This window comes from Paenibacillus sp. tmac-D7, from assembly GCF_006519665.1.
Taxonomy (GTDB): domain Bacteria; phylum Bacillota; class Bacilli; order Paenibacillales; family NBRC-103111; genus Paenibacillus_G; species Paenibacillus_G validus.
This window is the reverse complement of sequence record NZ_VIDW01000032.1, coordinates 36,098-60,760: the sequence shown is the minus strand read 5'-3', so window position 1 is coordinate 60,760 and position 24,663 is coordinate 36,098. Positions and strand designations below refer to the sequence as shown.

The window sequence follows — 24,663 nt, the reverse complement described above, 5'->3', positions numbered from 1 at the left end:
GACTGACAAAGCCGCGTCGTTACGCCATTTCTTCTTTGTCATTTATTGTCGCTTCGTTTAGCGGCGACTTTTATAATATACCACATGTGCCTAGTCGATTGCAAGCATTATTTATTTTCCAGTTTCAACCGGATTTCATCATGCTTGCTTCCGATTCGACAACGAGTAATAAAATATCATATCCATCTGGATCATGTCAAGCCTAAATCTAATGTTTGTTTAATGGTACATCCGATTACGCGCATACCTGGAGATTTCCTTCGGAGAAGCCAGTCGTGCATACATTCTGAAAATAATTTTGTATCTGGACTCGATGGCAATCTTAATATCAGCATCGATTCGCTTATCATTCAAATCGAACAACATTTCGTCGAGTTCCTTGCGCAAGACGTAATCCAATTCTCTGCATTCGCGTTCGTTAAATAAAAATCCTAGCATGATTGAAGTTGGACTCCTTTCCCGAATCGGAAATCGTGAGACGCAAAAAAGGTATACCGCAATAGAGCTAAGACCAAGTGAGTCTCGGCGCCTATTGCAGCATACCATTACCTCAAAACGCCTCACTCGCTTTACTGTTATGCACAGTTTTGGGCATTTTTATGAGTGTAGGAATCGATATTTTTTAACCTTGAACAAGCGAGAACGTAATTGTGCTTTCAATGAGGGCTGCAATCAAAAGAGTAACTACAATGAGTATGCTCAAGGGAACGACTGTTCGGAAATAGATTTTAAATTGATCCGATACGAGCTTATTCCGAGTCGGACTTGCGAATGAAATGAGCCATTTGGCCGCCAAAATGCCGAAACGGAGCCCTAACGCACAGGCTACGATAATCGCAGGCAGCTCCAAAATCCCGTGAGGCAAAATACCTTTTACGGCGCTAAAGAGCGAGTCCTGCTGGGCTACATTAGCGGATACATAGCCTAACAAAATGCCGTTCATGACAAGCAAAAACAACGGATAGATTCCGAAAAATGCGCCGGTAACGATGACCAGCAGAGCCGCTCTGGCATTATTTAAGAAGATTGTCCAAAATAACGACAACTGTGCATTCGGTTGTTCGACCGCGTCCTGAGCAATTTTCTTAATCGCTTCGATGCCGAAATCGATCATAAATTGAAAGCGTCCCGGGTCGTACGCCCCCATCAACATCGATGCGAAAAACACTAGCGCTGAGGCAATCAAGTAGTGTTTCAGATTACCCAATTGCACCAAAGCTTGTTTAAAGTTCATTCGGAATCCTCCCTATCGGGCATAAGTTAGTGGTACGAGCATACATTTAGACTAAGAACGTAAACAAGCCTTTCTTTCGAACATGAATGGATAGGCAACGGGCAGAGGAGGCCAATCCGGTGAACTTCTTTTATGTTATGAACGGTAAAAAGTTGAAGCAAGCCCTCATCATTTGCGTCGCGGTCCTATTTGCGGCCGGCATTATTTACTCTGAGCGCGGGAATGTCTCGGTCTTCTCGCAAAACGAGCCTGCCGCGGTATACAACGTGCCTACAGAAAAGAAGCTCATCGCATTGACCTTTGATATCAGCTGGGGTGATAAACGGACCGAACCGATTCTGAAGGTGTTGGAGGATAAAGGGGTGAAGAATGCCTCCTTCTTCTTATCCTCTCCCTGGAGCGAAAGCCATCCGGACATCGTAAAGCGTATCGTTAAGGCCGGATGGGAAATCGGCAGCCACGGTCATAAGCATGTGAATTACAGCAGCCTTAGCGATGAAGAGATCCGCACCCAAATCAAAACGGCTCATACTATTCTCAGCGAAGTAACCGAGAAAAATCCGAATTTAATCCGGTTGCCGAACGGCGACTTCGACAAGCGCGTGCTGCGTATTGCAAACGAGTTGAATTACACGGTTATTCAGTGGGATACCGATTCGCTCGATTGGAAAAATCCCGGTGTTGAAAACATTGTCAACCGTGTGGTTACGAAAGCACATCCCGGCGATATTGTACTTATGCATGCGAGCGATTCATGTAAAGAAACGCATGAAGCGCTGCCTGTTATTATCGACAAGCTTCGCGAAAAAGGTTACGAATTCGTCACCGTCAGTCAATTAATGAAGCAAACGCAAGTCGACAACAAGCCTCCGGTCGAAGATCAAACGATGAAACGCATCGATTAATGGACAAATTGACGAGCCGCTACTGCGGCTCTTTGCTTGTTTGCAATACTTTTTGCAGGATTAAGATTTGCCATGCATTACAAGCCAGCAGCGGGATAATCATAAAAATGGTTGAGGCCGCATCATCCTCGCGAATCGCAGGCAGAGCTTCCAGCGCCGTGACGACGATCATAAAAAACAAGGTCGGAATCCATGCCGACGGATTCGTCCACCTGACCTTGAACCAAGCGACAACGAACGAAACAACTGTAATAAATAGGGGAAGCCAGAGGTACGGTACGAATGATACTTCACCTTCCGCACTCGTATATCGCAAATAAACAAGGTCGATCAGTACGATGACAATCAGGATGATTTGCAGGTAATCCCATATCCACTTCTTGGGCATCATGCCCATAAAAATATACCGGACGATTAAGTAAGCGAAAAAGCCCATTTGACTGAGAACGCTAAAGGTCGCGCTGACCAATAAGGAAACAATGAGCGTGTGACTGATCGATTTGCCGCTTAACACCGCTTCCTGATCGGTCAACTGCATCGTAAGACCGGTAAGTGTTCCAACCACAACTCCGACAACCAGAGTTGTCCAGAACAAGTAAAACCATTTTCTTATCGTCACTTTCGTTTAACCTCCATCACTAGTCGTATCAACAGTTAATTCTACCAACGTTCACAATAAAATGCTAACGACATTTGTGTTAAATGAATACCTTGTGACGAATACTACGCTTAAACCAATTGAAGGGAGCTTGACCGGATGAGAACGCGACGGAGCCGTTACTTAATACCCGCTGTCCTGATCGCCGGCCTCTTGACAGCCTGTGGATCGGATACTCAAGCTTCAGGCGCCAACGGAAATGCCTACAAAGACACCAAATCGATGGTTCTCGATATTTTAAAAACCGAAGATGGTCGAAAAGCCATTCAAGAAGCGACTATTCATGAGAACACCAGACTGCAGCTGTTATCGGCCGGTGATACCCAGCAGCTGCAGTTGGCCGTTAAAGATGTGCTTGTCGATACGCAAAGCAACCAGTTTCTGCAAAACATGATCAGCGATCCGAAATTCGCCGGCCAATTCGCCAAAGCGATCGAAAAAGATACGAAGAAACTTCAAAAAGATCTGATGAAGGACCCCGAATATCAGAAGCAGATGCTTGATGCCATGAAAAGCCCGGATTTCGAAACGATGCTTTTGGATACGATGAAAACGACTCCCTACCGGACGCAAGTAAAGACAGTCATCCAGGAATCGCTGCAAAGCCCGCTGTTTCGGCTTGAGCTGATGGACTTGATGAAGAAGGTGCTTCAAGAGGAATCGATGCCGAAGCAGGAGGCACAACAAGCGGGCCAGAACGGCGGTAACAGCGGAGGTGGGGATGGCAGAGAAGAGCAAGGCGGCTCCGATGACCAAAAAGACGGTGAAGATGACTCTAACGATTCCGGAGGACAGAAAAAAAAGCAGCAGCAATAACTTACGCGAAAAAGGATCGGCGGTTACGCCGATCCTTCTTTATTAATTCCATCGATAACACGGCCGGCAACTTCCAAATAGATACGTCCGGTTTCACTATTCGCTTTATATACGGACGGCGAGTAATCCGGTTCGGCTACATGGTTGTCCGGTACGCCGAGCGGGATTTGCGCCAACAGCGGGGCATGAAGCTCTTCCGCCAATTTTGCGCCGCCGCCGCGACCGAATACGTAATCCTTTTGTCCACAAGCACTACAGGAGTAGTAGGACATGTTCTCGACGATACCGAGAATTTGATGATTCGTATGCAGGGCCATAGCGCCCGCTCTGGCCGCTACGAAAGCAGCCGTCGCATGAGGCGTCGTCACGATGATCTCCTTGCTCTGCGGAATCATCTGGTGAACGTCGAGCGCTACATCTCCGGTACCCGGCGGCAAATCAAGCAGCAAGTAATCCAGTTCGCCCCACTCGACTTCATTGAAGAAGTTCCTCAGCATCTTGCCGAGCATCGGTCCGCGCCAAATGACCGGCGTGTTCTCCTCAACGAAAAATCCCATGGAAATGACCTTAACGCCAAAGCGTTCGACGGGAATGATTCGATTATCGACCAATTGCGGACGATCCTCGATGCCCATCATATCCGGTACGCTAAAGCCGTATATATCGGCATCAACTAGACCGACCTTCTTCCCGAGGCGAGCCAACGCTACCGCTAAATTAACGGTTACGGTTGATTTTCCGACACCGCCCTTTCCGCTGGCAATTGCGATGAATGTTACACCTGAATGCGGATCCAGCACATTGACGCCGGGTGACGGGGTGTTAGGCGCCGCTGCAGGCTGTGACTGCTGGGTGTGATCGTTCGCGGGACGCTTACGTTCCGCCTCGCTGCGTTCAAAGTCCGAGATCTGACGGAAGCGTAAATGCACATGGTCCGCTCCACTGCCTTTGAACGCCTGGGTGATTTGTTCTTGCAGGCGATTCTTATAAGCATCGTCCTCTACCGACAGAAGCACGGTAGCCGATACTTGGTTTTCCTTCACCATCATATCGCGAATAAAGTTCAATTCGACAAGCCCGAGTCCGAAAACAGGATCTCGCAGTTCGCTTGCCGATGCAAGTAATTGTTCTCTGGTCAGCACAGTGTCACCTCAGCCGTTCTATTCAAATTTAATGGATCGATACACTGAGGCTATTATACCACATTTTTATGGGCTTCCCACTTTTTCACCGGAATAGTAACGAATGATGCCTTGGTATATCGATGCGGCTACCTTCTTCTGATACGTCGGATCTCCAAGCTGTTTGGCTTCGGCCGGGTTGGAAAGGAATCCGACTTCTACTAGCGCGCTCGGGATTTTCATTGCTTTCAGCAAATAAATTTCCTTGTCCGCTTGTTTGGCGATCCGATCGGTATTTTTCAAATTTTTCTTAATCTCTTCCTGAATCAATGTGGCAAGGGTATGGTTATCCGCATGATTACCTCGATAAAAGAACGTTTGCGCCCCAGTCCATTTCGTCGAAGGGATGGCGTTCATATGTATACTGATGAACATATCAGCCTTTTGCTGTGAAATAAATTGTGCACGGTTCAGCAGGTCTTCGGTTTTTCTTTTGCTGTACCCTTTGGTTGAAGGATCGGCCAAGTCGCGATCGTCCTCTCGCGTCATGACCACTAACGCCCCCGCTTGTTGCAAATAATCGCGCAAGTTAAGCGTTATCGCCAGATTCACTTCCTTCTCCACCAAGCCTTCCTTACTGCTAGCGCCTCCGTCCGGCCCCCCATGTCCCGGGTCCAAGGCGATGATTTTGCCGGAAAGGGGCGTCGTCCAGTAGGTCCACGTTTTGCTTGCGGGCAGTTCATATGTAAACATAAATAGCATTAACGCCACTAGCAGCGCGGACATGACGATTTTCAGCCCGCTGTGCATGGTTAGCCAGACAACGACCCTCTTTCTTCTTCGGAACATGAAAAATCCACCTCGCCTTCCCATAGACTCTCTTTCATCTATATGGGACGAGGTGGACAATTATACCTTATGCTTATACCTGATACTCAGGCTCTTTCATGCCTTCGATCAGCACTTCCGCCACTTCCGGACGGGTGAACTGCGGCGGCGGACATTGACCGTCGCGCAGCAGCGCGCGAACCTTGGTACCGGAAAGATGCAGATGATCCGATGACGGATGCGGGCATGTTTTGCTGGAGGCCATGTTGCCGCACTTGGTGCAGAAGAAGCTATGTTCGAAGAACAAAGGAGTAATCCCAAGCTCTTCAGCCGTAAAGTTGCTGAAAATTTCCTGTGCTTCGTAGGTGCCGTAGTAATCGCCAACGCCGGCGTGGTCCCGGCCGACGATAAAGTGCGAGCACCCGTAGTTTTTGCGAACCATAGCATGGAAGATCGCTTCACGCGGTCCCGCATAGCGCATAGCGGCAGGGAACACACCCAAAAACACGCGGTCTTGCGGATAATAGTTTTCCAAGAGAACCAAGTAACTTTTCATCCGAATCTCAGCGGAAATATCATCGGACTTCGTTTCCCCGACTAGCGGATTCAGGAACAGCGCATCGACGATCTCCATGGCGCTTTTCTGAATGTATTCATGCGCCCGGTGAACCGGATTACGCGTTTGGAAACCGACAACCGTCTTCCAGCCTTTCTCTGCGAAAATACGGCGAGTTTCCGATGGATCGAAGTAAAAATCTTCGAACTTTTCCGGCTTCGGACGATTCAATACTTGAACCGGACCCCCGATATAAGTGGACGGCTTGGTGAAAAGCTTCTGCACGCCCGGATGAGCCGGGTCGTCGGTCTTGAAGACTTTGACCGCTTCGTGGTTCTGATCGACTTGGTAGATGCTCTCTACCTTAATGAGTCCGTACGTAATACCGTCAGATTCGCCTACAAGGGCAACCTCTTGGCCGATTTGCAGCGATGCAGCTTCCTTCTCATCTATGCCCAGCGTGATGGGGATGCTCCAAACCGTCCCGTCGGCCAGTCGCATGCGCTCTACGACCGAATGATAATCCTGCTCAACCATAAATCCGGTTAAGGGCGAAAAAGCACCGACACCGATCAAGTCCAGATCGGAAATAGCCCAAGTGTTAATGCGCAGCTGATGCAGTCCTGCCGCCCGGTTTAAAAGCTGTTCTCTTTCGCCGCCGTCTACAACACGATTAATCAACGTGCCGCCATGCGGTTGTATCGTTGTTCCCATGACTCCGCTTCCTCCTGCCGAATGATCGTTATTCTAAGTATACGTTATTTGTGCAGACCGCACTCGGTCTTCTCGAAGCCCGCCCAACGGCCTGCTCGCGGATCCTCGCCTGGCGCTACCGGTTTGGTGCAATGCTCGCAACCGATGCTAGGGTAGTTTTGGTCGTGCAGTTGGTTGTATATGATGTTGTTGGAGCGAATATAGTTCCATACGTCTTCAGAGGTCCAATCGGCCAGCGGGTTAAACTTCACCAGTCCGAACTTCACATCATATTCGACTTTCTTCGCATTCGCGCGTGTTGGCGCTTGATCTCGGCGAATGCCGGTGATCCAGGCGTCGTAGTTTTTCAAGATGTCCGTCAACGGTTCTACTTTACGAATGTTGCAGCATTGAGTCGGGTCGTTTTTCCAAAGTTGATCTCCATGCGCGGCAGCTTGCTCCTCAAGCGTCAGTTTCGGCAGTACTTGTACGAATTCAAGGCCGTAATGCTGCTGCAAACGGTCACGCGTTTCATAGGTCTCTTTGAAGTGCACATTCGTGTCCAGGTAGAAAATGTCCGTCTTCGGACTAACTTTTTGGAGCATGTCGACGAGGACGACGTCTTCAGCTCCGAAACTACAGGCTAAGGTGATATTCGGGAATCTTTCTACCGCCCAGGCTAAAAGTTCCTGTGGAGTCTTGTTCTCAAATTCTTCGGCAGCTTTAGTAATCAATGCTTCTTTTTCAAACAAATTCATAGTCTGATGAACCTCCCGCGAGATAATCCCGAGTATAATAATAAGATTTTAGTGATTTATTAATAATTATAATTGATACGGACTTTTTGTCAATTTAAAATTTTTGTACTTCGCCATTTTGCATCATATTAGGGATTTGCCTAAACGGTGCAAGATGGGATTGAAAAAAGCCTTTCCGATGAAGATAATCGGAAAGGCTTTGCTGTTGCAAATTAACGTTTCGAGAACTGAGGAGCGCGACGAGCGGCTTTCAAGCCGTACTTTTTACGCTCTTTCATACGAGGGTCGCGAGTCAGGAATCCGGCTCTTTTCAGAAGACCGCGGTATTCCGGATCTGCTTTCAAAAGCGCACGGGAAATTCCGTGACGGATCGCGCCGGCTTGTCCGGAGATCCCGCCGCCATGAGCAAGAACCAAAACGTCGTATTTCGACAACGTCTCTGTCAAGTTCAACGGTTGTTTTACGATCAGTTTCAATGTTTCCAAGCCGAAGTATTCGTCCAGCTCGCGTTTATTGATTACGATACGGCCTTCGCCCGGTACTAAACGTACGCGTGCTACCGAGTGCTTACGACGGCCGGTGCCATAATATTGTACTTGTGCCACAAGACAGTCCTCCCTTTATTAACCGCGAAGTTCCCAAACTTCAGGTTGTTGTGCTTGATGCGGATGTTCCGAACCGGCATATACGTTAAGCTTTGTTTTCAGACGGCTGCCCAAACGGTTTTTCGGAAGCATGCCGTGGATCGCCGACTCCAATACGCGCTCAGGCTTCGTATTCAGAAGCTCTTGTGCGGTAGCTACTTTCAAACCGCCCGGATACAGGGAGTGACGATAGTATTTTTTGTTTTGGAGCTTTTTGCCTGTCAGGTGAATTTTCTCAGCGTTGATGACAATAACGAAATCGCCAGTGTCCACATGCGGAGTAAATTCAGGTTTATGTTTGCCGCGCAAAATGGCAGCCGCTTCGCTGGCAAGACGGCCAAGCGTTTTGCCGGTCGCATCGATGATGTACCATTTGCGTTCTACTTCATTTGGCTTCGCCATATATGTGGTACGCATGTAAATGTTCCTCCTAGATCTATCTTCATCACATTCATTCATATACTTATTCATCGGTTTCAAGACCCGGGGCCGTGGGGTAGCCAGTCAAAGAAACACCATCTAATAATATACTATATCCCATCCAAGGAATCAAGTAATTATCGGCGAATCCTCATAAAAAACTTCCCACAGCATAAGACCGTGCGCCATTGCCGTCGGACCGGCCAAACCGCGATTTCTGGCTTCGAGAATCGCTTTCATGTGCGAAGCTTCCCGCTTGCCTTCACCGATCTGCATCAACGTCCCGACAATGATCCGAACCATATTGTATAAAAAACCGTTCCCGGTCAAATAAATATGGAACACGCTGGATTGCAGGTGCTTGTCCGCCTCTTCTGTCTCCAGCCGCGCTTCGTATATCGTTCGAATACGGCTCGGAGCCACCGTTCTGATGGAGCAGAAAGAAGTGAAATCATGCTCGCCCTCTACGTAGGTCAGCGCTTCTCTCATCGCGTCTATGCGAAGCGCTGTAGGGTGATAAAACTCCATATGACGTCTTAGCGGGTCCATATACTTACCGACGCGTATCGAATAACGATACGTTTTCCGCTTGGCCCATCTCCGGGAGTGAAAATCGTCCGCTACCTGCCTCGCATCCCAAACCCGTATATCATCCGGAAGTCTGGCATTAATGGCCATGCACCAACGGTTCAGCGGAATTTGGGAAGATGTTAGAAAGTTAAACACCTGTCCTCGTGCGTGCACCCCGGCATCCGTACGTCCGGATGCCGTTATTTTGACCTCTTCGCCCGCCAGTAAAGCAATGGCACGCTCAAGTCGGTCTTGTACCGTGTTTAGTCCTGGCTGCGATTGAAAGCCGTTGTAAGACGTTCCATCGTAGCTTACCGTCATGCAAATATTTCTCACGACGAGCCCTCCGTGAACTGGGACTGGAATCAAGGCGCACATACGTACAAAAAAAGGGTTTCATCAGAATCAAAAGATCCCGTCCACCCTTTCACAACCTTTTTCTCTTATGCCCGGTCAACCAGTTCCAAGTAAACCATAGGCGCAGCATCACCGCGACGCGGTCCAAGCTTCAGGATACGTGTGTATCCGCCTTGACGCTCAGCGTAGCGAGGAGCCAAATCGGAGAAAAGTTTTTGAATCGCGTCTTGATTTTCGTTCGCTTGTTCACGACGAACGAAAGTAGCGACTTGACGACGAGCGTGAAGATCTCCCCGTTTAGCCAACGTGATCAATTTTTCTGCGATCGAACGCAACTCTTTTGCTTTCGCTTCTGTCGTTTGAATGCGCTCATGTATAAATAAGTCGGTTACCAGGTCACGAAACAATGCTTTACGCGAGCTGGAGTCACGATTTAACTTTTTGTATGCAGCCATCTGTGCAACCTCCTTCTGTTAATCTTCCATTCTTAGTCCAAGTCCGAGCTCTTCGAGCTTTTCTTGAACTTCTTCGAGAGATTTGCGTCCCAAATTGCGGACCTTCATCATATCTTCTTCCGTTTTCGTAATCAATTCTTGTACCGTATTGATGCCGGCACGCTTCAGGCAGTTATAAGAACGAACAGACAGGTCGAGTTCCTCGATCGTCATCTCGAGTACTTTCTCCTTCTTGTCCTCTTCTTTCTCAACCATAATCTCGGCGTCTTTCGCTTCATCGGTCAGACCGACGAAGAGCATCAGATGCTCCGTCAAGATTTTGGCGCCCAAGCTTACCGCTTCTTCCGGTCGAATACTGCCGTCAGACCATACTTCAAGTGTGAGTTTGTCATAGTTGGTAACTTGGCCGACGCGCGTATTTTCTACGCTGTAATTGACACGAGTAATCGGAGTATAGATCGAATCGATCGGAATCACGCCGATCGGCTGATCCTCTCTCTTGTTCTTGTCTGCCGATACGTATCCGCGGCCGCGGTTCGCATGAATTCGCATGTGAAGCCGTGCATCGGAGGACAGCGTAGCAATGTGCAGATCCGGGTTTAAGATCTCCACATCGCTATCGCCGCGAATATCGCCAGCCACAACAGCCCCTTCACCTTCGGCGTCGATCTCAAGAACCTTTTCCTCATCGGAATGGATCTTAAGCGACAAGCCTTTAAGGTTCAGGATGATTTCCGTAACATCTTCCATGACACCCGGAACCGTGGAGAACTCGTGCAGGACGCCGTCGATTTGAACGGAATTAACCGCCGCACCCGGAAGGGAAGACAGCAATATTCTGCGTAATGAGTTGCCGAGCGTAGTTCCATAGCCTCTTTCCAAAGGCTCCACGACAAATTTGCCATATGTGCCGTCATCACTTAATGATACGGTTTCTATTTTCGGCTTTTCGATTTCGATCATTGTAAACCCTCCTTCAAACGTCGTTTCCTTCTGGATAACTTAAGACGCATAAAACGTGCAGTATACCTATCCAAATAGTATAGACACCATTTGGATATTTATACCACCCGGGCTTAGCGATCCTGGATTAGACACGACGACGTTTCGGAGGACGGCAACCGTTGTGAGGGATCGGAGTCACGTCTTTAATCAGGTTTACTTCAAGACCTGCAGCTTGAAGCGAACGAATCGCTGCTTCACGGCCTGCACCTGGTCCTTTAACCATGACCTCTACGGCCTTCATCCCATGCTCCATTGCCGCTTTCGCTGCAGACTCAGCTGCCATTTGTGCGGCGAACGGAGTGCTTTTACGGGAACCTTTAAAACCGAGGTTACCGGCGCTTGCCCAAGAAATCGCATTTCCGTGCGGGTCAGTGATGGTAACAATCGTGTTGTTGAATGTAGAGCGGATATGAGCTACTCCACTGTCGATATTTTTCCGATCGCGACGTTTCGTACGAACTACTTTTTTAGGTTTAGCCATTTTAAGCGTTACCCCCCTTTACTATTTTTTCTTATTCGCTACCGTACGACGAGGACCTTTACGCGTACGAGCATTTGTTTTAGTACGTTGACCGCGAACCGGCAAGCCGCGGCGGTGGCGAACGCCACGATAACATCCGATCTCAATCAGACGTTTGATGTTCAACGAGATTTCACGACGCAGGTCGCCTTCCACTTTCAGCGTTTTGTCGATAACCTCGCGGATTTTGCTCACTTCGTCTTCTGTCAGATCGCGAACGCGAGTGTCCGGATTGATACCGGTTTGAGCGACGATCTTCGCAGCCGTTGTGTTGCCGATCCCGAAGATGTAAGTCAAAGCGATGATCACGCGTTTGTCACGGGGTAAGTCTACACCAGCAATACGTGCCATTAAACGAGCACCTCCTTAGCCTTGTTTTTGTTTATGTTTCGGATTTTCGCAAATTACCATAACGTTGCCTTTGCGGCGAATGACTTTGCATTTTTCGCAAATCGGTTTGACCGACGGTCTAACCTTCATGGTGGTTACCTCCTCAAAGCTTTCCGTAAGGAAAGCTGCTTCATAAGCATGGTCTTAGTTTTCCGCAGGAAAACTGACTTCGTAAGGATTTTGCTCAGCTTTCCGCGAGGAAAGCTGCTTCGTAAGCATATGGTTTAACTTCTCTTGCTACAAGTTCATCTATTTAAAACGATAGGTTATACGGCCTCTGGTCAAATCATACGGCGAAAGTTCAACCGTCACTTTGTCACCCGGCAAAATGCGGATAAAGTGCATTCTGATTTTTCCGGATACATGAGCAAGTATCTTATGACCGTTCTCCAGTTCTACCTTGAACATTGCATTCGGAAGAGGTTCAATCACTGTACCTTCAACTTCAATTACATCTTCTTTGGCCACAGTCATTCTCCTTTCTCTTGCGCATCGTGCGATAAATGGTTCACTGCCTGAGTCAAAGCAAATCGAAGCTTTCCGTTGGTAACTCGGCCCGTCTCGCGGAGACTGTCGGCCACTTCGGAGCTAATTGCCGGAAGAAGCTCGAGATGAATGAGATTTTTCTTCTTAGGTTCATCGAATTTCCGTTTGCCGCCGTCTGCAATCCACACGTATCGTTGGTCTACGACGCCGATTATGACGGCGTACTTCCCGGAATCCCGTCCCCGATTCACCCTTACGATTTGTCCGATATGAGGTTCATTCGTTGGTTCCATCCGCTTCTAAGCACCAGGCAACGTTAAAATCTCGTAACCGTCTTGCGTTATAGCGATGGTGTGTTCGAAATGTGCGCACAGTGTGCCATCCACCGTGACCACCGTCCAATTGTCTTCAAGCGTTCGGACGTAACGTTCACCCACATTAACCATCGGTTCGATCGCAAGCACCATCCCCGGCTTCAAGCGCGGTCCATGACCGGCGATGCCATAGTTCGGTATTTGCGGCTCCTCATGGAGCTCCGTTCCGATGCCGTGACCTACATACTCTCGAACAATCGAAAATCCTTCATTCTCTGCGCATCTTTGAATGGCATTGGATATCGTATACAGCCTGACGTCGGGTCCGGCTACTGCCAGCCCTGCGAACAACGAGCGTTCCGTGACGTCGAGCAATTTGCTCGCCGTTTCGGAGATCGTGCCGACGCCATATGTCCAGGCGGAATCGCCATGATATCCTTTATATTGAGCACCGATGTCGATACTGATGATGTCACCGTCTTTCAGCTTGCGCTGACCGGGAATACCGTGAACCAATTCATCATTCACCGAAGCGCAGATGCTTCCGGGAAAACCATTGTAGCCTTTAAAAGATGGAATTGCACCCTGACTGCGAATAAAGTTTTCTGCGATCTGATCGAGCTCTTTCGTTGTAATATCGGGCTGAATGGCTTTTTGCAGCAAACGATGCGTCTCGGCCACAATACGGCCCGCCTCGCGCATGAACTCCAGTTCAGCTGCTGATTTACAAATGATCATTACGCTTGCCCTCGCAATAGTGAACTGATTTGTGCAGTGACCGTGTTAATTTCTTGCTCACCGTTAACCTCACGCAATATTCCCTTGTTACGATAATACTCCAGAAGAGGAGCGGTTTTATTGATATACTCGTCCAAACGAGTCCCTACTTTTTCTTCGGTATCATCCGAACGCTGATACAATTCACCCGAACATTTGTCGCAAACATTGTCACGCGCAGGTGGGTTAAACAAGACATGATACGTTGCACCGCAAGATTTACAAATACGACGACCCGTCAAACGGGCGAGCAGCAAATCGCGATCGACCGCGAGGTTAATCACATGATCGATGCTTTTGCCAAGTTCCGCGGCAATCCCGTCAAGCGCTTCGGCTTGAGAGATCGTTCTCGGAAATCCGTCGAGTAAAAATCCTTTATCGCAATCTGGCTGAGACACTCGATCACGGACAATACCGATCGTGATCTCATCCGGTACAAGCAACCCTTGATCGACATACTTCTTAGCTTCGACGCCAAGCGGCGTTTCTTGCTTCATGGCAAGCCGGAATGCATCACCGGTGGAGATATGCGGAATCTGGAACTCATCAACGATTCGTTCCGCTTGCGTTCCTTTACCTGCACCAGGAGGCCCCATAAAGATGATATTCACCGTGACTTCCTCCCCCACTTGCATCGTTCGATGCTAACAGCACAATAGGTGCCGATAGCTCTCATCAAATTCGCGTTACCGTGAATTTCCTTCAACCCATGCGACGCCGATGAACGTTGGTTCGTCAGCGTCATAGGTATTATATGAGTTCACTATCAGAACCTATTTGCTATTTATTAATGAAGCCTTTGTAATGGCGTTTGATCAATTGGCTTTCGATGGTTTTCATCGTTTCCAAACCTACACCGACTACGATAAGTAAGGAAGTACCGCCAATTTGAACCGACTGCGGCAAACCGGCGATTGCGGCGAAAATCATCGGAATAATCGATACCGCGGCCAAGAACAACGCACCGGAAAGGGTGATTCGAGTCATCACTCGGGTAAAGTACACTTCCGTGTTTTTCCCCGGGCGAATGCCTGGAATGTATCCGCCGTTCTTTTTCATCTGCTCGGCCATTTGTACAGGGTTAAACTGCACGAACGTGTAGAAGTACGTAAAGCCGATAATCAGCAGAACGTACAGTACCATGCCGAGAGGTGCCGTATGGCTCAAGTTTGTAATGATCCATTCCGCGACGCCATTCCCTCTCCAAAAGCTTGCAATGGTTGGAGGGAAAACGAGCAGCGACAACGCGAAGATGACGGGAATAACGCCCGCAGCATTCACTTTAAGCGGAATGTGCGTGGATTGTCCGCCGAACATTTTACGTCCGACTACGCGTTTAGCGTATTGAACAGGGATCTTACGAACTCCTTGCTGAACGAAAATGACACCGGCAATCAACGCGATAACGACGATGAGAATGATCAGCACCTTAAGAATATTAAGGAACAGCGCATCTCCGGCATCGGCAAATTGCGTTTGGTAAATTTGACCGATACCTGTCGGAATCGCAGCGACAATACCCGCGAAGATGATAATGGAAATACCATTTCCAATGCCATTTTCGGTGATTTGTTCCCCTAACCACATCAGAAATGCTGTACCAGCCGTGAGCACGATGGCGATTAAAGCATATGTCGTGAAATTCGGGTTAATAACCAGACCCGTGTAAAGCCGGTTAAAACCGATCGCAAAACTAAATGCTTGTATAAGCCCTAACACGATGGTCCCGTAACGGGTAATTTGACTAAGCTTCTTGCGGCCCACTTCGCCTTCTTTGGCCCATTGGGTGAACGTCGGGATGACGTCCATCGACAACAGCTGAACGATGATCGATGCCGTAATATACGGTGTAATCGTCATCGCGAAGATCGAAAATTGGAACAGCGCACCACCGGAGAAAGTGTTCAACAACGCGAACACTCCACTCGTGCTGGCTTGATCTTGAAGCTTTAGAATCTCTGTGTTGATGTTAGGTACCGGAATAAAAGCACCAATTCTGTAGACGATCAACACAAGCAGCGTGAACAGGATCCGTTTCCTCAGATCGTCTACTTTCATAATATTGGATATGGTACGGAACATTAAATCACCTCGGTTTTACCGCCGGCAGCTGTAATTTTCTCTACCGCAGATTGGGAGAATTTGCTCGCCTTTACATTCAGTTGAACCGTGATTTCGCCGTTTCCTAAAATTTTGATGCCGCTCAACGGGTTTTTAACAACGCCGGATTCCATCAAAAGCTCAGGAGTGACTTCCGTACCGCTTGCGAACTTGTTCAAGTCCTCAACGTTTACAGTTGCATACTCTTTGCGGAACTGGTTGGTAAATCCACGTTTTGGCAAGCGACGATAAAGCGGGTTTTGACCGCCCTCGAAACCAGGACGAACACCGCCGCCGGAACGAGCATTTTGACCCTTATGACCGCGAGTTGACGTTTTACCCATGCCGCTACCGATACCGCGGCCTACACGCTTACGGGATTGACGGGAACCAGGGACAGAAGTAAGTTCATGCAATTTCATCGTTTGCACCTCCTCTAGCTATATGTTCAAATCTTAAGCTTCGATTTCTTTAACTTCGACCAGGTGATTCACTTGGCTGACCATACCGCGGATTGCCGCATTGTCTGCTTGTGTTACCGATTGATGAAGTTTGCGAAGTCCAAGTGCCGTAACCGTACGACGTTGTGTCTCAGGACGGCCGATCAGACTGCGTTTGAGGGTAATTTGCAATTGCTTAGCCATGGTATCCCTCCTAACCTAAAAGTTCTTCTACGGTTTTACCGCGAAGCTTAGCAACATCTTCCGCACGCTTCAGGCGCTCTAAGCCTTCCAGTGTAGCGTTAACCATGTTGATGGAGTTCGAGGATCCAAGCGACTTCGTCAAGATGTCGCCTACGCCCGCCAGCTCAAGCACCGCACGAACCGGACCGCCTGCAATAACTCCTGTACCTTTGGAAGCAGGTTTCAAAAGAACTCTACCCGCGCCAAAATGTCCGGTCACCAGGTGAGGAATTGTTGTTCCGACGATAGGAACATGGATCAGGTTTTTCTTAGCATCTTCGATACCTTTACGAATCGCATCAGGTACCTCGGAAGCTTTACCGATTCCAGCGCCTACCCAACCTTTGCCATCGCCCACAACAACAAGTGCGCTAAAGCTAAAACGACGACCGCCTTTTACAACTTTAGCAACGCGGTTAATGTGAACGACTTTTTCAGTCAGCTCTAAAGTATTGGGATCAATACGCAAGTCTTTTACCTCCTTATGTGTAGATTGGTTTAGAATTCAAGACCTGCTTCGCGAGCAGCGTCTGCAAGTGCTTTAACACGACCATGGTACAAGTATCCGCCGCGGTCGAAAACGACCTTCACAACGCCGGCTTTTTTCGCACGTTCTGCGATTAAAGAACCGACTTTAGCTGCTGCGTCTACGTTGCCGCCGTTGCCGAGGCCTTCTTTCAGCTCTTTATCTTGTGTGGAAGCAGCAGCGATTGTTACGCCCTTCACATCGTCGATCAATTGAGCGTACATATGCTTGGAAGAACGGAAAATGTTGAGGCGCGGGCGCTCAGCCGTTCCTTGAATTTTCTTACGAACGCGAAGATGTCTTTTCAAACGCGCTTTGTTCTTGTCGCTTTTAGTAATCATTCGAGGTCACTCCTTTCGAGATCGATGTCGAAGCAATCGGTTCAGCTTAGACTCTTAAGCTGCCTTATTTCTTCTTACCGGCTTTACCTTCTTTACGAAGAATACGTTCGCCTTCGTACTTAATTCCTTTGCCTTTATACGGCTCAGGTTCACGTACGGAACGGATTTTAGCTGCGGTAGCACCGACCAGCTCTTTATCGATTCCTCTTACGATGATTTTCGTGTTGGTTGGCACTTCGAACTCAATGCCAGTTGCCGGCTCGATTTCAACCGGGTGAGAGTAACCAACGTTCAAAACCAGCTTGTTGCCGGATTTGTTCGCACGGTAACCTACGCCAACGAGATCGAGATTTTTGACGAAACCGTCAGTTACCCCGCTCACCATGTTCTGAACGACGCTGCGCGTCGTACCATGAAGGGAGCGATGCAATTTATTGTCAGAAGGACGCTCTACGTTGATGACGTCTTCTTGAACACTTACTTTCATATCTTTGTGCAGTTCACGGCTCAAAGTTCCTTTCGGTCCTTTAACCGTAATCAATGTGTTGTCAAGTGTTACGTTAACTCCGCTAGGGATCGTGATTGGTTTGCGACCAATACGGGACATGTTGTGCACCTCCGTTCTTTAAAAATCGATATTACCAAACGTAGCAGATAACCTCTCCGCCAGCTTTCGATTGACGAGCTTCTTTATCTGTCATAACGCCCTTGGACGTCGAGAGAATCGCGATGCCGAGGCCGCCCAGTACGCGAGGTACTTCTTGGCTTTTCGCATAAACGCGAAGACCTGGTTTGCTGATTCTTTTCAATCCTGTGATAACACGCTCATTGTTGGAGCCGTATTTCAGGAACAAGCGAATGATACCTTGCTTGCTGTCTTCGATATATTCAGCGTCACGGATGAAGCCTTCCTTCTTGAGGATCTCAGCGATCTCGCGCTTGATCTTCGAAGCCGGAATTTCCACAGTCTCATGACGAACAACGTTAGCGTTGCGAATGCGTGTAAGCATATCTGCAATTGGATCGGACATAACCATGTGTTGTAAACCTCCTTCCCGAAACTTTGAGTTTTACCAGCTTGCTTTTTTAACGCCAGGAATTTGACCTTTGTATGCCAATTCGCGGAAGCAAATTCTGCAAATTTTGAATTTACGCAATACCGAATGGGGACGACCGCAGCGTTCGCAGCGCGTATATGCCTGCACTTTAAATTTCGGAGCACGCTGCTGCTTAATCTTCATCGAAGTTTTTGCCACTCTCGTTAACACCTCCATAGGTTCCAGTGAAACCCGTATCGTAAGCTAATTATTTCGCGAACGGCATGCCGAGCTGCGTCAGCAATTCGCGGGATTCTTCGTCTGTTTTCGCCGTTGTGACGATTACGATGTCCATACCGCGGACTTTGTCCACTTTGTCATACTCAACTTCAGGGAAAATGAGCTGCTCTTTCAAGCCAAGCGTGTAGTTACCGCGGCCGTCGAAAGCTTTCGTGGATACGCCGCGGAAGTCACGTACGCGCGGAAGGGCCACGTTGAACAGTTTGTCCAGGAAGTGATACATACGCTCGCCGCGCAGCGTTACTTTCACGCCGATTGGCATATTTTCACGCAGTTTAAAGCCTGCGATGGATTTTTTCGCTCTTGTGATAACCGGTTTTTGACCGGCGATCAACTGAAGATCGGAAACGGCGGTATCAAGCACTTTGGAGTTGGAAACCGCTTCGCCCACACCCATGTTGATAACCACTTTCTCGATTTTCGGAACTTGCATAACCGTGGTGTAGTTGAACTTTTGGATCAACGCTGGTGTAACTTCGTTCAGAAAACGATCTTTCATTCTTGCTGCCATGAGTTTGTGTACCTCCTTTCTTACCTTCTCAATTAATCGATAATCTCGCCGGATTTTTTCGCAACGCGAACTTTTTTACCGCTATCCAATACTTTGTAACCAATACGAGTCGGTTGGCCGCTTTTCGGATCAACCAGCATCACGTTGGAAACGTGAATTGGAGCCTCTTGCGTAAGAATTCCGCCTTGCGGATTTGCTTGCGAAGGTTTCGCATGTTTCTTGATCATGTTTACGCCCTCGACCAGCACGCGGTTTTGACGCGGGTAAGCTGCGATTACGCGGCCTTTCTTCCCTTTGTCTTTACCTGTGATAACAAAAACCGTGTCGTCTTTCTTGACGTGCAATTTATTGTTGTGGGACTCGAGTTTTTTCGGTTGTTTTGGCATTTGGATTTACACCTCCTACAGGCTTTCGTTAGAAAACCGCTTCGTAAGAAAAATCTTAGGCTTTCGATTGAAAGCCAGCATCTGTTTCGATCAATTAGATAACTTCAGGCGCCAGAGAAACGATTTTCATGAAGTCTCTGTCACGAAGTTCACGAGCTACCGGTCCAAAGATACGTGTGCCGCGCGGGCTCTTATCTTCTTTTACGATAACCGCTGCATTCTCGTCAAAGCTGATGTAGGATCCGTCCTTACGACGAGCACCGCGTCTCGTGCGTACCACTACAGCTTTAACAACGTCACCCTTTTTGACAACGCCGCCTGGTGTTGCTTCTTTCACCGAGCAGATGATCAAATCGCCAATGTTAGCTGTACGACGACCCGTACCACCCAACACACGGATACACATCAGCGACTTCGCACCAGAGTTGTCAGCTACGTTCAATCGAGTAAATGGTTGAATCATTGTGTATTCCCTCCTTCCGGAATTGATGCCAGATGCATATATTAAACGATAACCGCTTTTTCAACCACTTCAACCAATCTCCAACGTTTATCCTTGGAGAGCGGACGAGTTTCCATGATTTTTACAACATCGCCGATTTTAGCTTCGTTGTTCTCATCATGCGCTTTGAACTTTTTCGTATATTTAATGCGCTTGTGATACAAATCGTGTTTTTTGTAAGTTTCTACAGCAACAACGATGGTTTTATCCATTTTGTCGCTCACGACTTTGCCCACTTGCGTTTTACGCTCGTTGCGTTCAGCCATTGCGAGATCCTCCTCTCAAATTCATTAACTAGTGATTCCCAATTCTCTTTCACGCAAAACAGTCTTTGCCCGAGCAATCTCTTTGCGTACTTTTTGAATCTGTACGGGATTATCCAGTTGACCTGTAGCCAGTTGAAAACGGAGGTTAAAGAGTTGCTCTTTAAATCCGGCAATCTTTTGTTCGATCTCAGCAGTGGTTAAGTTGCGAAATTCACTAGCTTTCATTTGCTTCACCACCCAGTTCTTCTCTTTTCACAAACTTCGTCTTGATCGGCAGCTTGTGAGAGGCGAGACGCATAGCTTCACGGGCGATTTCTTCGCTAACGCCGGCAAGTTCGAACAGAACTTTACCTGGTTTTACGACTGCAACCCATTTCTCTACGTTACCTTTACCGCTACCCATCCGAACTTCAAGCGGCTTTTGGGTAATCGGTTTGGAAGGGAAAATTTTGATCCAAACTTTACCGCCCCGCTTAATATAACGAGTCATCGCGATACGGGCAGCTTCGATTTGACGGTTGGTTACCCAAGCCGGTTCCACAGCTTGCAAACCGTATTCGCCGAAATGTACTTCCTGACCGCCTTTTGCGCGACCGCTCATGCTGCCGCGGTGCTCTTTGCGGTGTTTTACACGTTTAGGAACTAACATGATTAGTTGCCTCCTTCCGTAGCAGCCTTTTTCTTAGCCGTTGGAAGAACTTCGCCACGATAGATCCAAACTTTTACGCCGATCCGTCCGTACGTGGTGTGAGCTTCAGCCGTTCCGTAGTCGATGTCCGCACGCAGCGTGTGCAGCGGCACCGTACCTTCGCTGTAGCCTTCCGTTCTGGCGATTTCCGCTCCGCCCAAACGACCGCTAACCGATGTTTTAATCCCTTTAGCGCCGGATCTCATCGATCTTTGAATCGCTTGTTTCAACGCACGACGGAACGATACGCGACGCTCCAATTGTTGTGCAATGCTCTCAGCGACCAGAATCGCATCCAGGTCAGGGGATTTTACTTCACTGATATTGATGTGTACTTTCTTGCCGTTCGTCAGCTTGGACAGGTAGGCGCGGATCACTTCTACTTCGGAACCGCCTTTACCGATAACCATACCTGGTTTCGCCGTATGAATCGTAACGTTCACGCGGTTAGCCGCACGCTCGATTTCGATGCGGGAAACGGCGGATTCTTTCAATTTTTGCTTCAAATATTCGCGAATTTTAACGTCTTCCATCAACAAATCGCCGAAATCTTTGCCGGCATACCATTTGGACTCCCAATCGCGAATAATACCGATTCTAAGTCCTACCGGGTTTACTTTTTGGCCCACACGTTGTCCCTCCTTATTTCTCAGATACCACTAATGTAATGTGGCTGGTACGTTTATTGATGCGGCTCGCACGACCCATAGCGCGAGGACGGAATCTCTTCAAAGTCGGTCCTTGATCGACAAACACTTGGGAAATCACCAGGCTGTTAGGATCCAGGGAGTAGTTATGCTCCGCATTCGCAACGGCCGAGTTCAGCAGCTTCTCGATGATCGGAGATGCCGACTTAGGCGTATGACGCAAAATTGCAATCGCTTCGCCCACTTGCTTGCCGCGGATCAAGTCAACCACGAGCTGAGCTTTACGGGGAGCAATGCGTACGTATCTTGCAATGGCTTTAGCTTGTTGCATGGATGTACCTCCTCTCGTTCACAAACTGAATCTATGTCACGTTCAATCTTAGCGTTTACCCGTTTTCTTATCGTCGTCGTGACCTTTGTACGTACGGGTTGGCGCGAATTCACCAAGCTTATGTCCTACCATATCTTCCGTTACATAAACCGGAACATGCTTTCTACCGTCATAAACGGCAAATGTGTGTCCGATGAATTGCGGGAAAATAGTGGAGCGGCGGGACCAAGTTTTGATCACTTGTTTCTTGGTTGCTGCATTCATGTCTTCCACTTTCTTCAAAAGATAGCCATCGATAAACGGCCCTTTTTTCAAACTGCGACCCATGCTTCGTTCCTCCCTTCTTTAAGCCAAACGGTAAGTCTATTACTTCGTACGGCGACGTACAATGTATTGGTTGGAAGCTTTGTTTTTCTTCCGTGTTTTGTATCCGAGCGTCGGTTTGCCCCATGGAGACATTGGAGATTTACGACCGATCGGGGAGCGGCCTTCACCACCACCGTGCGGGTGATCGTTCGGGTTCATGACGGAACCGCGAACTTCCGGTCTTTGACCGAGCCAACGGGAACGTCCTGCTTTACCGATTTTGACAAGTTCGTAATCTTCGTTACCTACGGAACCGACCGTTGCGCGGCAAACTTTGAGGATTTTTCTCATTTCGCCGGAAGACAAACGAATCGTTACGTATTGATCTTCTTTACCGAGCAACTGAGCTTCTGTACCGGCAGCGCGAACCAATTGGCCGCCTTTGCCAGGTTTCAACTCAATATTGTGGATAACCGTACCGACCGGGATATTCTCGAGCGGAAGCGCGTTACCTACCTTGATGTCTGCATCCGGACCGGATACGACTTGGTCGCCCACTTTCAAGCCTTTAGGAGCGATGATGTAGCGTTTTTCGCCATCCACGTAATGGATCAGCGCGATGTTAGCGGAACGGTTCGGATCATACTCGATTGTAGCAACGCGACCGGGTATTCCATCTTTATTCCGTTTGAAATCGATAATGCGGTATTTACGCTTATGTCCGCCGCCTTGGTGACGAACCGTAATTTTACCTTGGTTGTTACGACCCGCTTTTTTGCTCAGAGGAGCCAAAAGCGATTTCTCCGGCGTCGATGTTGTGATTTCTTCGAATGTCGAAACCGACATCGCACGTCTGGCCGGGGACGTAGGCTTATATTTTTTGATTGGCACGTGGATTCCCTCCTTACTTCAAAAATTATGCTTTAGACGGACTCGAAAAATTCGAGTTCTTTGCTGTCTGGCGTAAGAGTAACAATCGCTTTTTTCCACTCGGACGTATATCCGGAGTAACGACCGTAACGCTTAGGCTTAGCCGGCATTCTCAATGTATTTACATTGGTTACTTTCACTTTGAAAATTTGCTCGATCGCTTGTTTGACTTCCGTTTTGTTGGAACGGATATCAACCTCGAACACATATTTCTTCTCAGCCATCATTTCGCTGGTACGTTCAGTAATGATCGGGCGCTTAATAATATCGCGAGGGTTTTTCATTACGCAAACACCTCCTCTACTTTTTGCACCGCATCTTTCGTAATGATCAGCTTGTCGTACACCATAACGTCAAGCACATTAATACCTTCAGCCGAGACAAACTTCACGCCTGGGATATTACGCGCGGACAACGCTACGTTCTCGTCATAAGCTGCCGTTACGACCAAAGCCTTACGTTCTACTTTCAAGTTGTTCAAGATCGCTGCGAAATCTTTCGTTTTTGGAGCTGCCAATTGAAGCTGATCCAATACGATAATCTCACTTGCCAGCACCTTGGAAGACAACGCGGATTTAATCGCCAAGCGACGTACTTTCTTTGGCAATTTGAACGAATAGCTGCGAGGTGTCGGTCCGAAAACGACGCCGCCGCCTTTCCATTGCGGAGAGCGGATACTACCTTGACGCGCACGACCCGTACCTTTTTGTTTCCAAGGCTTACGACCGCCGCCGCGAACTTCGGAACGCCCTTTAACTTTATGAGTTCCCATGCGAAGCGAAGCGCGTTGCAAAAGCACCGCCTGGTTTAACGCGTAAGCATGCGGTTCGATACCAAACACGCTATCCGCCAATTCCAATTCGCCAACTTGCGAACCACTAACATTAAATACTGCTACTTTTGGCATTTGTTATCCTCCTTTCTTGCTTTCTTACTTCTTCACCGTAGATTTAACGGTTACGAAGCTATTTTTAGGACCCGGAATGGAGCCTTTAATCAAGAGCACGTTACGCTCAGCATCGACTTTAACCACTTCAAGCTTCTGGATAGTTACAGTTTCCGTACCCATATGTCCTGGCAGGTTTTTACCCTTCGGAACACGGTTAGCTTGGATCGAACCCATGGAACCAGGACCGCGGTGATAACGGGAACCGTGAGCCATTGGACCTCTGGATTGGTTATGTCTTTTGATATTACCTTGGAACCCTTTACCTTTGGATGTTCCAGTTACATCAACGAATTCGCCTTCGGAGAATAGATCGGCTTTGATTTCCTGGCCAACTTCATAACCAGCAATCTCAATACCGCGAATCTCTTTAATGTAGCGCTTAGGTGTTGCTCCAGCTTTCTTCGCATGGCCCAACTCCGGTTTATTCGCTCTGTGTTCTTTCTTCTCTTCAAAACCGATTTGGATGGCTTCGTAACCGTCATTCTCCGCATCTTTCTTTTGCAGCACGGTGCAAGGACCTGCCTGGATTACGGTAACCGGTACAACCAATCCTTCGGGAGTAAACACTTGAGTCATCCCAAGTTTCTTACCTAAGATACCTTTAGTCATCGTTGACACCTCTTTTCCTCTCTTGCTTTAAGTTTATCCACAAT

The 24,663-nt window shown here is 48.2% G+C and carries 43 protein-coding genes; 3 read left to right on the top strand and 40 right to left on the bottom strand.

Features of this window, described 5'->3' with window-relative positions:
- The coding region (locus FKP33_RS27495; RefSeq protein ID WP_219996677.1) for a hypothetical protein at positions 1–206 on the top strand (206 nt) is incomplete at its 5' end.
- A gap of 13 nt (positions 207–219) precedes the next feature.
- Here the strand turns inward: FKP33_RS27495 and FKP33_RS19570 are convergent.
- Positions 220–438: a hypothetical protein gene (locus tag FKP33_RS19570; RefSeq protein WP_054797107.1), complete on the bottom strand. Its 219-nt coding sequence runs from the start codon at positions 436–438 to the stop codon at positions 220–222.
- A gap of 184 nt (positions 439–622) precedes the next feature.
- Entirely contained in the window at positions 623–1,234 is a 612-nt protein-coding gene (locus tag FKP33_RS19565; protein WP_054797106.1) for a stage II sporulation protein M, read from the bottom strand.
- 119 nt (positions 1,235–1,353) lie between these two features.
- On the opposite strand from FKP33_RS19565, the gene pdaB reads away from it, so the two are divergent.
- On the top strand, positions 1,354–2,139 hold the full coding sequence (gene pdaB, locus FKP33_RS19560) for a polysaccharide deacetylase family sporulation protein PdaB (RefSeq protein ID WP_054799664.1): 786 nt from the start codon (positions 1,354–1,356) through the stop codon (positions 2,137–2,139).
- A 19-nt stretch (positions 2,140–2,158) separates the two neighbouring features.
- Here pdaB and FKP33_RS19555 read toward each other — a convergent pair whose 3' ends face one another.
- The gene (locus FKP33_RS19555) at positions 2,159–2,758 is read right to left on the bottom strand and encodes a KinB-signaling pathway activation protein (RefSeq protein WP_127608830.1); all 600 of its coding nucleotides are present in this window, start codon (positions 2,756–2,758) and stop codon (positions 2,159–2,161) included.
- Between the two features lie 138 nt (positions 2,759–2,896).
- On the opposite strand from FKP33_RS19555, the gene gerD reads away from it, so the two are divergent.
- Positions 2,897–3,613 carry a spore germination lipoprotein GerD gene (gene gerD, locus FKP33_RS19550; protein WP_141336123.1) on the top strand — a complete coding sequence of 239 codons (717 nt, stop codon included), beginning with the start codon at positions 2,897–2,899 and terminating at the stop codon, positions 3,611–3,613.
- A gap of 23 nt (positions 3,614–3,636) precedes the next feature.
- On the opposite strand, the gene FKP33_RS19545 is transcribed toward gerD, so the two are convergent.
- The 37 genes from FKP33_RS19545 to rplC form a co-directional block, all read right to left on the bottom strand.
- Positions 3,637–4,755 carry an Mrp/NBP35 family ATP-binding protein gene (locus tag FKP33_RS19545; protein WP_141336122.1) on the bottom strand — a complete coding sequence of 373 codons (1,119 nt, stop codon included), beginning with the start codon at positions 4,753–4,755 and terminating at the stop codon, positions 3,637–3,639.
- A gap of 66 nt (positions 4,756–4,821) precedes the next feature.
- The gene (gene cwlD, locus FKP33_RS19540) at positions 4,822–5,583 is read right to left on the bottom strand and encodes an N-acetylmuramoyl-L-alanine amidase CwlD (RefSeq protein ID WP_127608827.1); all 762 of its coding nucleotides are present in this window, start codon (positions 5,581–5,583) and stop codon (positions 4,822–4,824) included.
- Positions 5,584–5,656: 73 nt separating this feature from the next.
- Complete coding sequence (sat, locus tag FKP33_RS19535) at positions 5,657–6,832, bottom strand: sulfate adenylyltransferase (protein WP_054799666.1); 1,176 nt, start codon at positions 6,830–6,832, stop codon at positions 5,657–5,659.
- 44 nt (positions 6,833–6,876) lie between these two features.
- Positions 6,877–7,569: a phosphoadenylyl-sulfate reductase gene (locus FKP33_RS19530; RefSeq protein ID WP_054799667.1), complete on the bottom strand. Its 693-nt coding sequence runs from the start codon at positions 7,567–7,569 to the stop codon at positions 6,877–6,879.
- Positions 7,570–7,781: 212 nt separating this feature from the next.
- Entirely contained in the window at positions 7,782–8,174 is a 393-nt protein-coding gene (rpsI, locus tag FKP33_RS19525; RefSeq protein ID WP_054797104.1) for a 30S ribosomal protein S9, read from the bottom strand.
- An 18-nt stretch (positions 8,175–8,192) separates the two neighbouring features.
- The gene (gene rplM, locus FKP33_RS19520; RefSeq protein ID WP_054799668.1) at positions 8,193–8,630 is read right to left on the bottom strand and encodes a 50S ribosomal protein L13; all 438 of its coding nucleotides are present in this window, start codon (positions 8,628–8,630) and stop codon (positions 8,193–8,195) included.
- 132 nt (positions 8,631–8,762) lie between these two features.
- A complete protein-coding gene (truA, locus tag FKP33_RS19515) occupies positions 8,763–9,539 on the bottom strand; it encodes a tRNA pseudouridine(38-40) synthase TruA (RefSeq protein ID WP_127608826.1) in 777 nt (258 codons plus the stop codon).
- A gap of 107 nt (positions 9,540–9,646) precedes the next feature.
- Positions 9,647–10,015 carry a 50S ribosomal protein L17 gene (gene rplQ / locus FKP33_RS19510; RefSeq protein WP_054797102.1) on the bottom strand — a complete coding sequence of 123 codons (369 nt, stop codon included), beginning with the start codon at positions 10,013–10,015 and terminating at the stop codon, positions 9,647–9,649.
- Positions 10,016–10,033: 18 nt separating this feature from the next.
- Entirely contained in the window at positions 10,034–10,978 is a 945-nt protein-coding gene (locus FKP33_RS19505) for a DNA-directed RNA polymerase subunit alpha (RefSeq protein ID WP_054797101.1), read from the bottom strand.
- A 127-nt stretch (positions 10,979–11,105) separates the two neighbouring features.
- Positions 11,106–11,501: a 30S ribosomal protein S11 gene (rpsK, locus tag FKP33_RS19500; protein WP_013921137.1), complete on the bottom strand. Its 396-nt coding sequence runs from the start codon at positions 11,499–11,501 to the stop codon at positions 11,106–11,108.
- Between the two features lie 21 nt (positions 11,502–11,522).
- Positions 11,523–11,891, bottom strand: a complete 369-nt coding sequence (gene rpsM / locus FKP33_RS19495; protein ID WP_127608825.1) for a 30S ribosomal protein S13 — start codon at positions 11,889–11,891, stop codon at positions 11,523–11,525.
- 15 nt (positions 11,892–11,906) lie between these two features.
- Positions 11,907–12,020 (bottom strand): 50S ribosomal protein L36, encoded by a 114-nt coding sequence (gene rpmJ, locus FKP33_RS19490; RefSeq protein WP_003333770.1) that lies wholly within the window; start codon positions 12,018–12,020, stop codon positions 11,907–11,909.
- A 159-nt stretch (positions 12,021–12,179) separates the two neighbouring features.
- The gene (gene infA, locus FKP33_RS19485) at positions 12,180–12,398 is read right to left on the bottom strand and encodes a translation initiation factor IF-1 (RefSeq protein WP_009676800.1); all 219 of its coding nucleotides are present in this window, start codon (positions 12,396–12,398) and stop codon (positions 12,180–12,182) included.
- Between the two features lie 2 nt (positions 12,399–12,400).
- Positions 12,401–12,709 carry a KOW domain-containing RNA-binding protein gene (locus FKP33_RS19480; protein WP_054797098.1) on the bottom strand — a complete coding sequence of 103 codons (309 nt, stop codon included), beginning with the start codon at positions 12,707–12,709 and terminating at the stop codon, positions 12,401–12,403.
- A 6-nt stretch (positions 12,710–12,715) separates the two neighbouring features.
- Positions 12,716–13,468, bottom strand: coding sequence for a type I methionyl aminopeptidase (gene map / locus FKP33_RS19475; RefSeq protein ID WP_141336121.1), 753 nt, complete (start codon positions 13,466–13,468; stop codon positions 12,716–12,718).
- Complete coding sequence (locus tag FKP33_RS19470) at positions 13,468–14,118, bottom strand: adenylate kinase (RefSeq protein WP_127608823.1); 651 nt, start codon at positions 14,116–14,118, stop codon at positions 13,468–13,470. Before FKP33_RS19470 ends, map begins: the two co-directional genes overlap by 1 nt.
- 169 nt (positions 14,119–14,287) lie before the next feature.
- On the bottom strand, positions 14,288–15,589 hold the full coding sequence (gene secY / locus FKP33_RS19465; protein ID WP_054799670.1) for a preprotein translocase subunit SecY: 1,302 nt from the start codon (positions 15,587–15,589) through the stop codon (positions 14,288–14,290).
- Complete coding sequence (gene rplO, locus FKP33_RS19460; protein ID WP_054797097.1) at positions 15,589–16,029, bottom strand: 50S ribosomal protein L15; 441 nt, start codon at positions 16,027–16,029, stop codon at positions 15,589–15,591. Before rplO ends, secY begins: the two co-directional genes overlap by 1 nt.
- A 33-nt stretch (positions 16,030–16,062) precedes the next feature.
- The gene (gene rpmD / locus FKP33_RS19455) at positions 16,063–16,251 is read right to left on the bottom strand and encodes a 50S ribosomal protein L30 (RefSeq protein WP_127608822.1); all 189 of its coding nucleotides are present in this window, start codon (positions 16,249–16,251) and stop codon (positions 16,063–16,065) included.
- 10 nt (positions 16,252–16,261) lie between these two features.
- Positions 16,262–16,759 carry a 30S ribosomal protein S5 gene (rpsE, locus tag FKP33_RS19450; RefSeq protein ID WP_127608821.1) on the bottom strand — a complete coding sequence of 166 codons (498 nt, stop codon included), beginning with the start codon at positions 16,757–16,759 and terminating at the stop codon, positions 16,262–16,264.
- Positions 16,760–16,788: 29 nt separating this feature from the next.
- Entirely contained in the window at positions 16,789–17,157 is a 369-nt protein-coding gene (rplR, locus tag FKP33_RS19445) for a 50S ribosomal protein L18 (RefSeq protein ID WP_127608820.1), read from the bottom strand.
- 64 nt (positions 17,158–17,221) lie between these two features.
- Complete coding sequence (gene rplF / locus FKP33_RS19440) at positions 17,222–17,764, bottom strand: 50S ribosomal protein L6 (protein WP_127608819.1); 543 nt, start codon at positions 17,762–17,764, stop codon at positions 17,222–17,224.
- A gap of 31 nt (positions 17,765–17,795) precedes the next feature.
- On the bottom strand, positions 17,796–18,194 hold the full coding sequence (gene rpsH, locus FKP33_RS19435; RefSeq protein WP_054797092.1) for a 30S ribosomal protein S8: 399 nt from the start codon (positions 18,192–18,194) through the stop codon (positions 17,796–17,798).
- A gap of 33 nt (positions 18,195–18,227) precedes the next feature.
- Entirely contained in the window at positions 18,228–18,413 is a 186-nt protein-coding gene (locus FKP33_RS19430; protein WP_113022649.1) for a type Z 30S ribosomal protein S14, read from the bottom strand.
- Between the two features lie 49 nt (positions 18,414–18,462).
- Entirely contained in the window at positions 18,463–19,005 is a 543-nt protein-coding gene (gene rplE / locus FKP33_RS19425) for a 50S ribosomal protein L5 (protein ID WP_054797111.1), read from the bottom strand.
- 32 nt (positions 19,006–19,037) lie between these two features.
- A complete protein-coding gene (gene rplX, locus FKP33_RS19420) occupies positions 19,038–19,391 on the bottom strand; it encodes a 50S ribosomal protein L24 (RefSeq protein ID WP_218029647.1) in 354 nt (117 codons plus the stop codon).
- Positions 19,392–19,485: 94 nt separating this feature from the next.
- Positions 19,486–19,854 carry a 50S ribosomal protein L14 gene (gene rplN / locus FKP33_RS19415; RefSeq protein WP_054797090.1) on the bottom strand — a complete coding sequence of 123 codons (369 nt, stop codon included), beginning with the start codon at positions 19,852–19,854 and terminating at the stop codon, positions 19,486–19,488.
- A gap of 41 nt (positions 19,855–19,895) precedes the next feature.
- Positions 19,896–20,159 (bottom strand): 30S ribosomal protein S17, encoded by a 264-nt coding sequence (rpsQ, locus tag FKP33_RS19410; protein ID WP_054797089.1) that lies wholly within the window; start codon positions 20,157–20,159, stop codon positions 19,896–19,898.
- 24 nt (positions 20,160–20,183) lie between these two features.
- On the bottom strand, positions 20,184–20,384 hold the full coding sequence (gene rpmC, locus FKP33_RS19405) for a 50S ribosomal protein L29 (RefSeq protein ID WP_013921153.1): 201 nt from the start codon (positions 20,382–20,384) through the stop codon (positions 20,184–20,186).
- Positions 20,374–20,808: a 50S ribosomal protein L16 gene (gene rplP / locus FKP33_RS19400; protein WP_054797088.1), complete on the bottom strand. Its 435-nt coding sequence runs from the start codon at positions 20,806–20,808 to the stop codon at positions 20,374–20,376. The genes rpmC and rplP overlap by 11 nt, the downstream gene beginning before the upstream one ends.
- A 2-nt stretch (positions 20,809–20,810) precedes the next feature.
- Positions 20,811–21,476, bottom strand: coding sequence for a 30S ribosomal protein S3 (gene rpsC, locus FKP33_RS19395; RefSeq protein WP_054797087.1), 666 nt, complete (start codon positions 21,474–21,476; stop codon positions 20,811–20,813).
- Between the two features lie 13 nt (positions 21,477–21,489).
- On the bottom strand, positions 21,490–21,825 hold the full coding sequence (rplV, locus tag FKP33_RS19390) for a 50S ribosomal protein L22 (protein ID WP_054797086.1): 336 nt from the start codon (positions 21,823–21,825) through the stop codon (positions 21,490–21,492).
- 48 nt (positions 21,826–21,873) lie between these two features.
- Positions 21,874–22,152: a 30S ribosomal protein S19 gene (rpsS, locus tag FKP33_RS19385; protein WP_054799674.1), complete on the bottom strand. Its 279-nt coding sequence runs from the start codon at positions 22,150–22,152 to the stop codon at positions 21,874–21,876.
- A gap of 39 nt (positions 22,153–22,191) precedes the next feature.
- Positions 22,192–23,022 carry a 50S ribosomal protein L2 gene (gene rplB / locus FKP33_RS19380; RefSeq protein ID WP_141336120.1) on the bottom strand — a complete coding sequence of 277 codons (831 nt, stop codon included), beginning with the start codon at positions 23,020–23,022 and terminating at the stop codon, positions 22,192–22,194.
- A 32-nt stretch (positions 23,023–23,054) separates the two neighbouring features.
- A complete protein-coding gene (rplW, locus tag FKP33_RS19375; RefSeq protein WP_127608817.1) occupies positions 23,055–23,345 on the bottom strand; it encodes a 50S ribosomal protein L23 in 291 nt (96 codons plus the stop codon).
- On the bottom strand, positions 23,345–23,968 hold the full coding sequence (rplD, locus tag FKP33_RS19370) for a 50S ribosomal protein L4 (RefSeq protein WP_141336119.1): 624 nt from the start codon (positions 23,966–23,968) through the stop codon (positions 23,345–23,347). The genes rplW and rplD overlap by 1 nt, the downstream gene beginning before the upstream one ends.
- 24 nt (positions 23,969–23,992) lie before the next feature.
- Positions 23,993–24,619: a 50S ribosomal protein L3 gene (gene rplC / locus FKP33_RS19365; RefSeq protein WP_054797084.1), complete on the bottom strand. Its 627-nt coding sequence runs from the start codon at positions 24,617–24,619 to the stop codon at positions 23,993–23,995.
- Positions 24,620–24,663: the final 44 nt, after the last annotated feature.

What these genes read in the sequence shown, in the direction of transcription:
- FKP33_RS19570 (WP_054797107.1), bottom strand. Translation starts at nt 438, where the DNA reads ATGCTAGGATTTTTATTTAACGAACGCGAATGCAGAGAATTGGATTAC.
- FKP33_RS19565 (WP_054797106.1), bottom strand. Translation starts at nt 1,234, where the DNA reads ATGAACTTTAAACAAGCTTTGGTGCAATTGGGTAATCTGAAACACTAC.
- gerD (WP_141336123.1), top strand. Translation starts at nt 2,897, where the DNA reads ATGAGAACGCGACGGAGCCGTTACTTAATACCCGCTGTCCTGATCGCC.
- cwlD (WP_127608827.1), bottom strand. Translation starts at nt 5,583, where the DNA reads ATGTTCCGAAGAAGAAAGAGGGTCGTTGTCTGGCTAACCATGCACAGC.
- sat (WP_054799666.1), bottom strand. Translation starts at nt 6,832, where the DNA reads ATGGGAACAACGATACAACCGCATGGCGGCACGTTGATTAATCGTGTT.
- FKP33_RS19530 (WP_054799667.1), bottom strand. Translation starts at nt 7,569, where the DNA reads ATGAATTTGTTTGAAAAAGAAGCATTGATTACTAAAGCTGCCGAAGAA.
- rplM (WP_054799668.1), bottom strand. Translation starts at nt 8,630, where the DNA reads ATGCGTACCACATATATGGCGAAGCCAAATGAAGTAGAACGCAAATGG.
- rplQ (WP_054797102.1), bottom strand. Translation starts at nt 10,015, where the DNA reads ATGGCTGCATACAAAAAGTTAAATCGTGACTCCAGCTCGCGTAAAGCA.
- FKP33_RS19505 (WP_054797101.1), bottom strand. Translation starts at nt 10,978, where the DNA reads ATGATCGAAATCGAAAAGCCGAAAATAGAAACCGTATCATTAAGTGAT.
- rpsK (WP_013921137.1), bottom strand. Translation starts at nt 11,501, where the DNA reads ATGGCTAAACCTAAAAAAGTAGTTCGTACGAAACGTCGCGATCGGAAA.
- rpsM (WP_127608825.1), bottom strand. Translation starts at nt 11,891, where the DNA reads ATGGCACGTATTGCTGGTGTAGACTTACCCCGTGACAAACGCGTGATC.
- rpmJ (WP_003333770.1), bottom strand. Translation starts at nt 12,020, where the DNA reads ATGAAGGTTAGACCGTCGGTCAAACCGATTTGCGAAAAATGCAAAGTC.
- FKP33_RS19480 (WP_054797098.1), bottom strand. Translation starts at nt 12,709, where the DNA reads ATGGAACCAACGAATGAACCTCATATCGGACAAATCGTAAGGGTGAAT.
- map (WP_141336121.1), bottom strand. Translation starts at nt 13,468, where the DNA reads ATGATCATTTGTAAATCAGCAGCTGAACTGGAGTTCATGCGCGAGGCG.
- secY (WP_054799670.1), bottom strand. Translation starts at nt 15,589, where the DNA reads ATGTTCCGTACCATATCCAATATTATGAAAGTAGACGATCTGAGGAAA.
- rplO (WP_054797097.1), bottom strand. Translation starts at nt 16,029, where the DNA reads ATGAAATTGCATGAACTTACTTCTGTCCCTGGTTCCCGTCAATCCCGT.
- rpmD (WP_127608822.1), bottom strand. Translation starts at nt 16,251, where the DNA reads ATGGCTAAGCAATTGCAAATTACCCTCAAACGCAGTCTGATCGGCCGT.
- rplR (WP_127608820.1), bottom strand. Translation starts at nt 17,157, where the DNA reads ATGATTACTAAAAGCGACAAGAACAAAGCGCGTTTGAAAAGACATCTT.
- rplF (WP_127608819.1), bottom strand. Translation starts at nt 17,764, where the DNA reads ATGTCCCGTATTGGTCGCAAACCAATCACGATCCCTAGCGGAGTTAAC.
- rpsH (WP_054797092.1), bottom strand. Translation starts at nt 18,194, where the DNA reads ATGGTTATGTCCGATCCAATTGCAGATATGCTTACACGCATTCGCAAC.
- rplE (WP_054797111.1), bottom strand. Translation starts at nt 19,005, where the DNA reads ATGGCAGCAAGAATGAAAGATCGTTTTCTGAACGAAGTTACACCAGCG.
- rplX (WP_218029647.1), bottom strand. Translation starts at nt 19,391, where the DNA reads ATGCCAAAACAACCGAAAAAACTCGAGTCCCACAACAATAAATTGCAC.
- rplN (WP_054797090.1), bottom strand. Translation starts at nt 19,854, where the DNA reads ATGATTCAACCATTTACTCGATTGAACGTAGCTGACAACTCTGGTGCG.
- rpsQ (WP_054797089.1), bottom strand. Translation starts at nt 20,159, where the DNA reads ATGGCTGAACGCAACGAGCGTAAAACGCAAGTGGGCAAAGTCGTGAGC.
- rpmC (WP_013921153.1), bottom strand. Translation starts at nt 20,384, where the DNA reads ATGAAAGCTAGTGAATTTCGCAACTTAACCACTGCTGAGATCGAACAA.
- rplP (WP_054797088.1), bottom strand. Translation starts at nt 20,808, where the DNA reads ATGTTAGTTCCTAAACGTGTAAAACACCGCAAAGAGCACCGCGGCAGC.
- rplV (WP_054797086.1), bottom strand. Translation starts at nt 21,825, where the DNA reads ATGCAACAAGCTAAAGCCATTGCAAGATACGTACGCATTGCTCCCCGT.
- rpsS (WP_054799674.1), bottom strand. Translation starts at nt 22,152, where the DNA reads ATGGGTCGCAGTTTGAAAAAAGGGCCGTTTATCGATGGCTATCTTTTG.
- rplW (WP_127608817.1), bottom strand. Translation starts at nt 23,345, where the DNA reads ATGAAAAACCCTCGCGATATTATTAAGCGCCCGATCATTACTGAACGT.
- rplD (WP_141336119.1), bottom strand. Translation starts at nt 23,968, where the DNA reads ATGCCAAAAGTAGCAGTATTTAATGTTAGTGGTTCGCAAGTTGGCGAA.
- rplC (WP_054797084.1), bottom strand. Translation starts at nt 24,619, where the DNA reads ATGACTAAAGGTATCTTAGGTAAGAAACTTGGGATGACTCAAGTGTTT.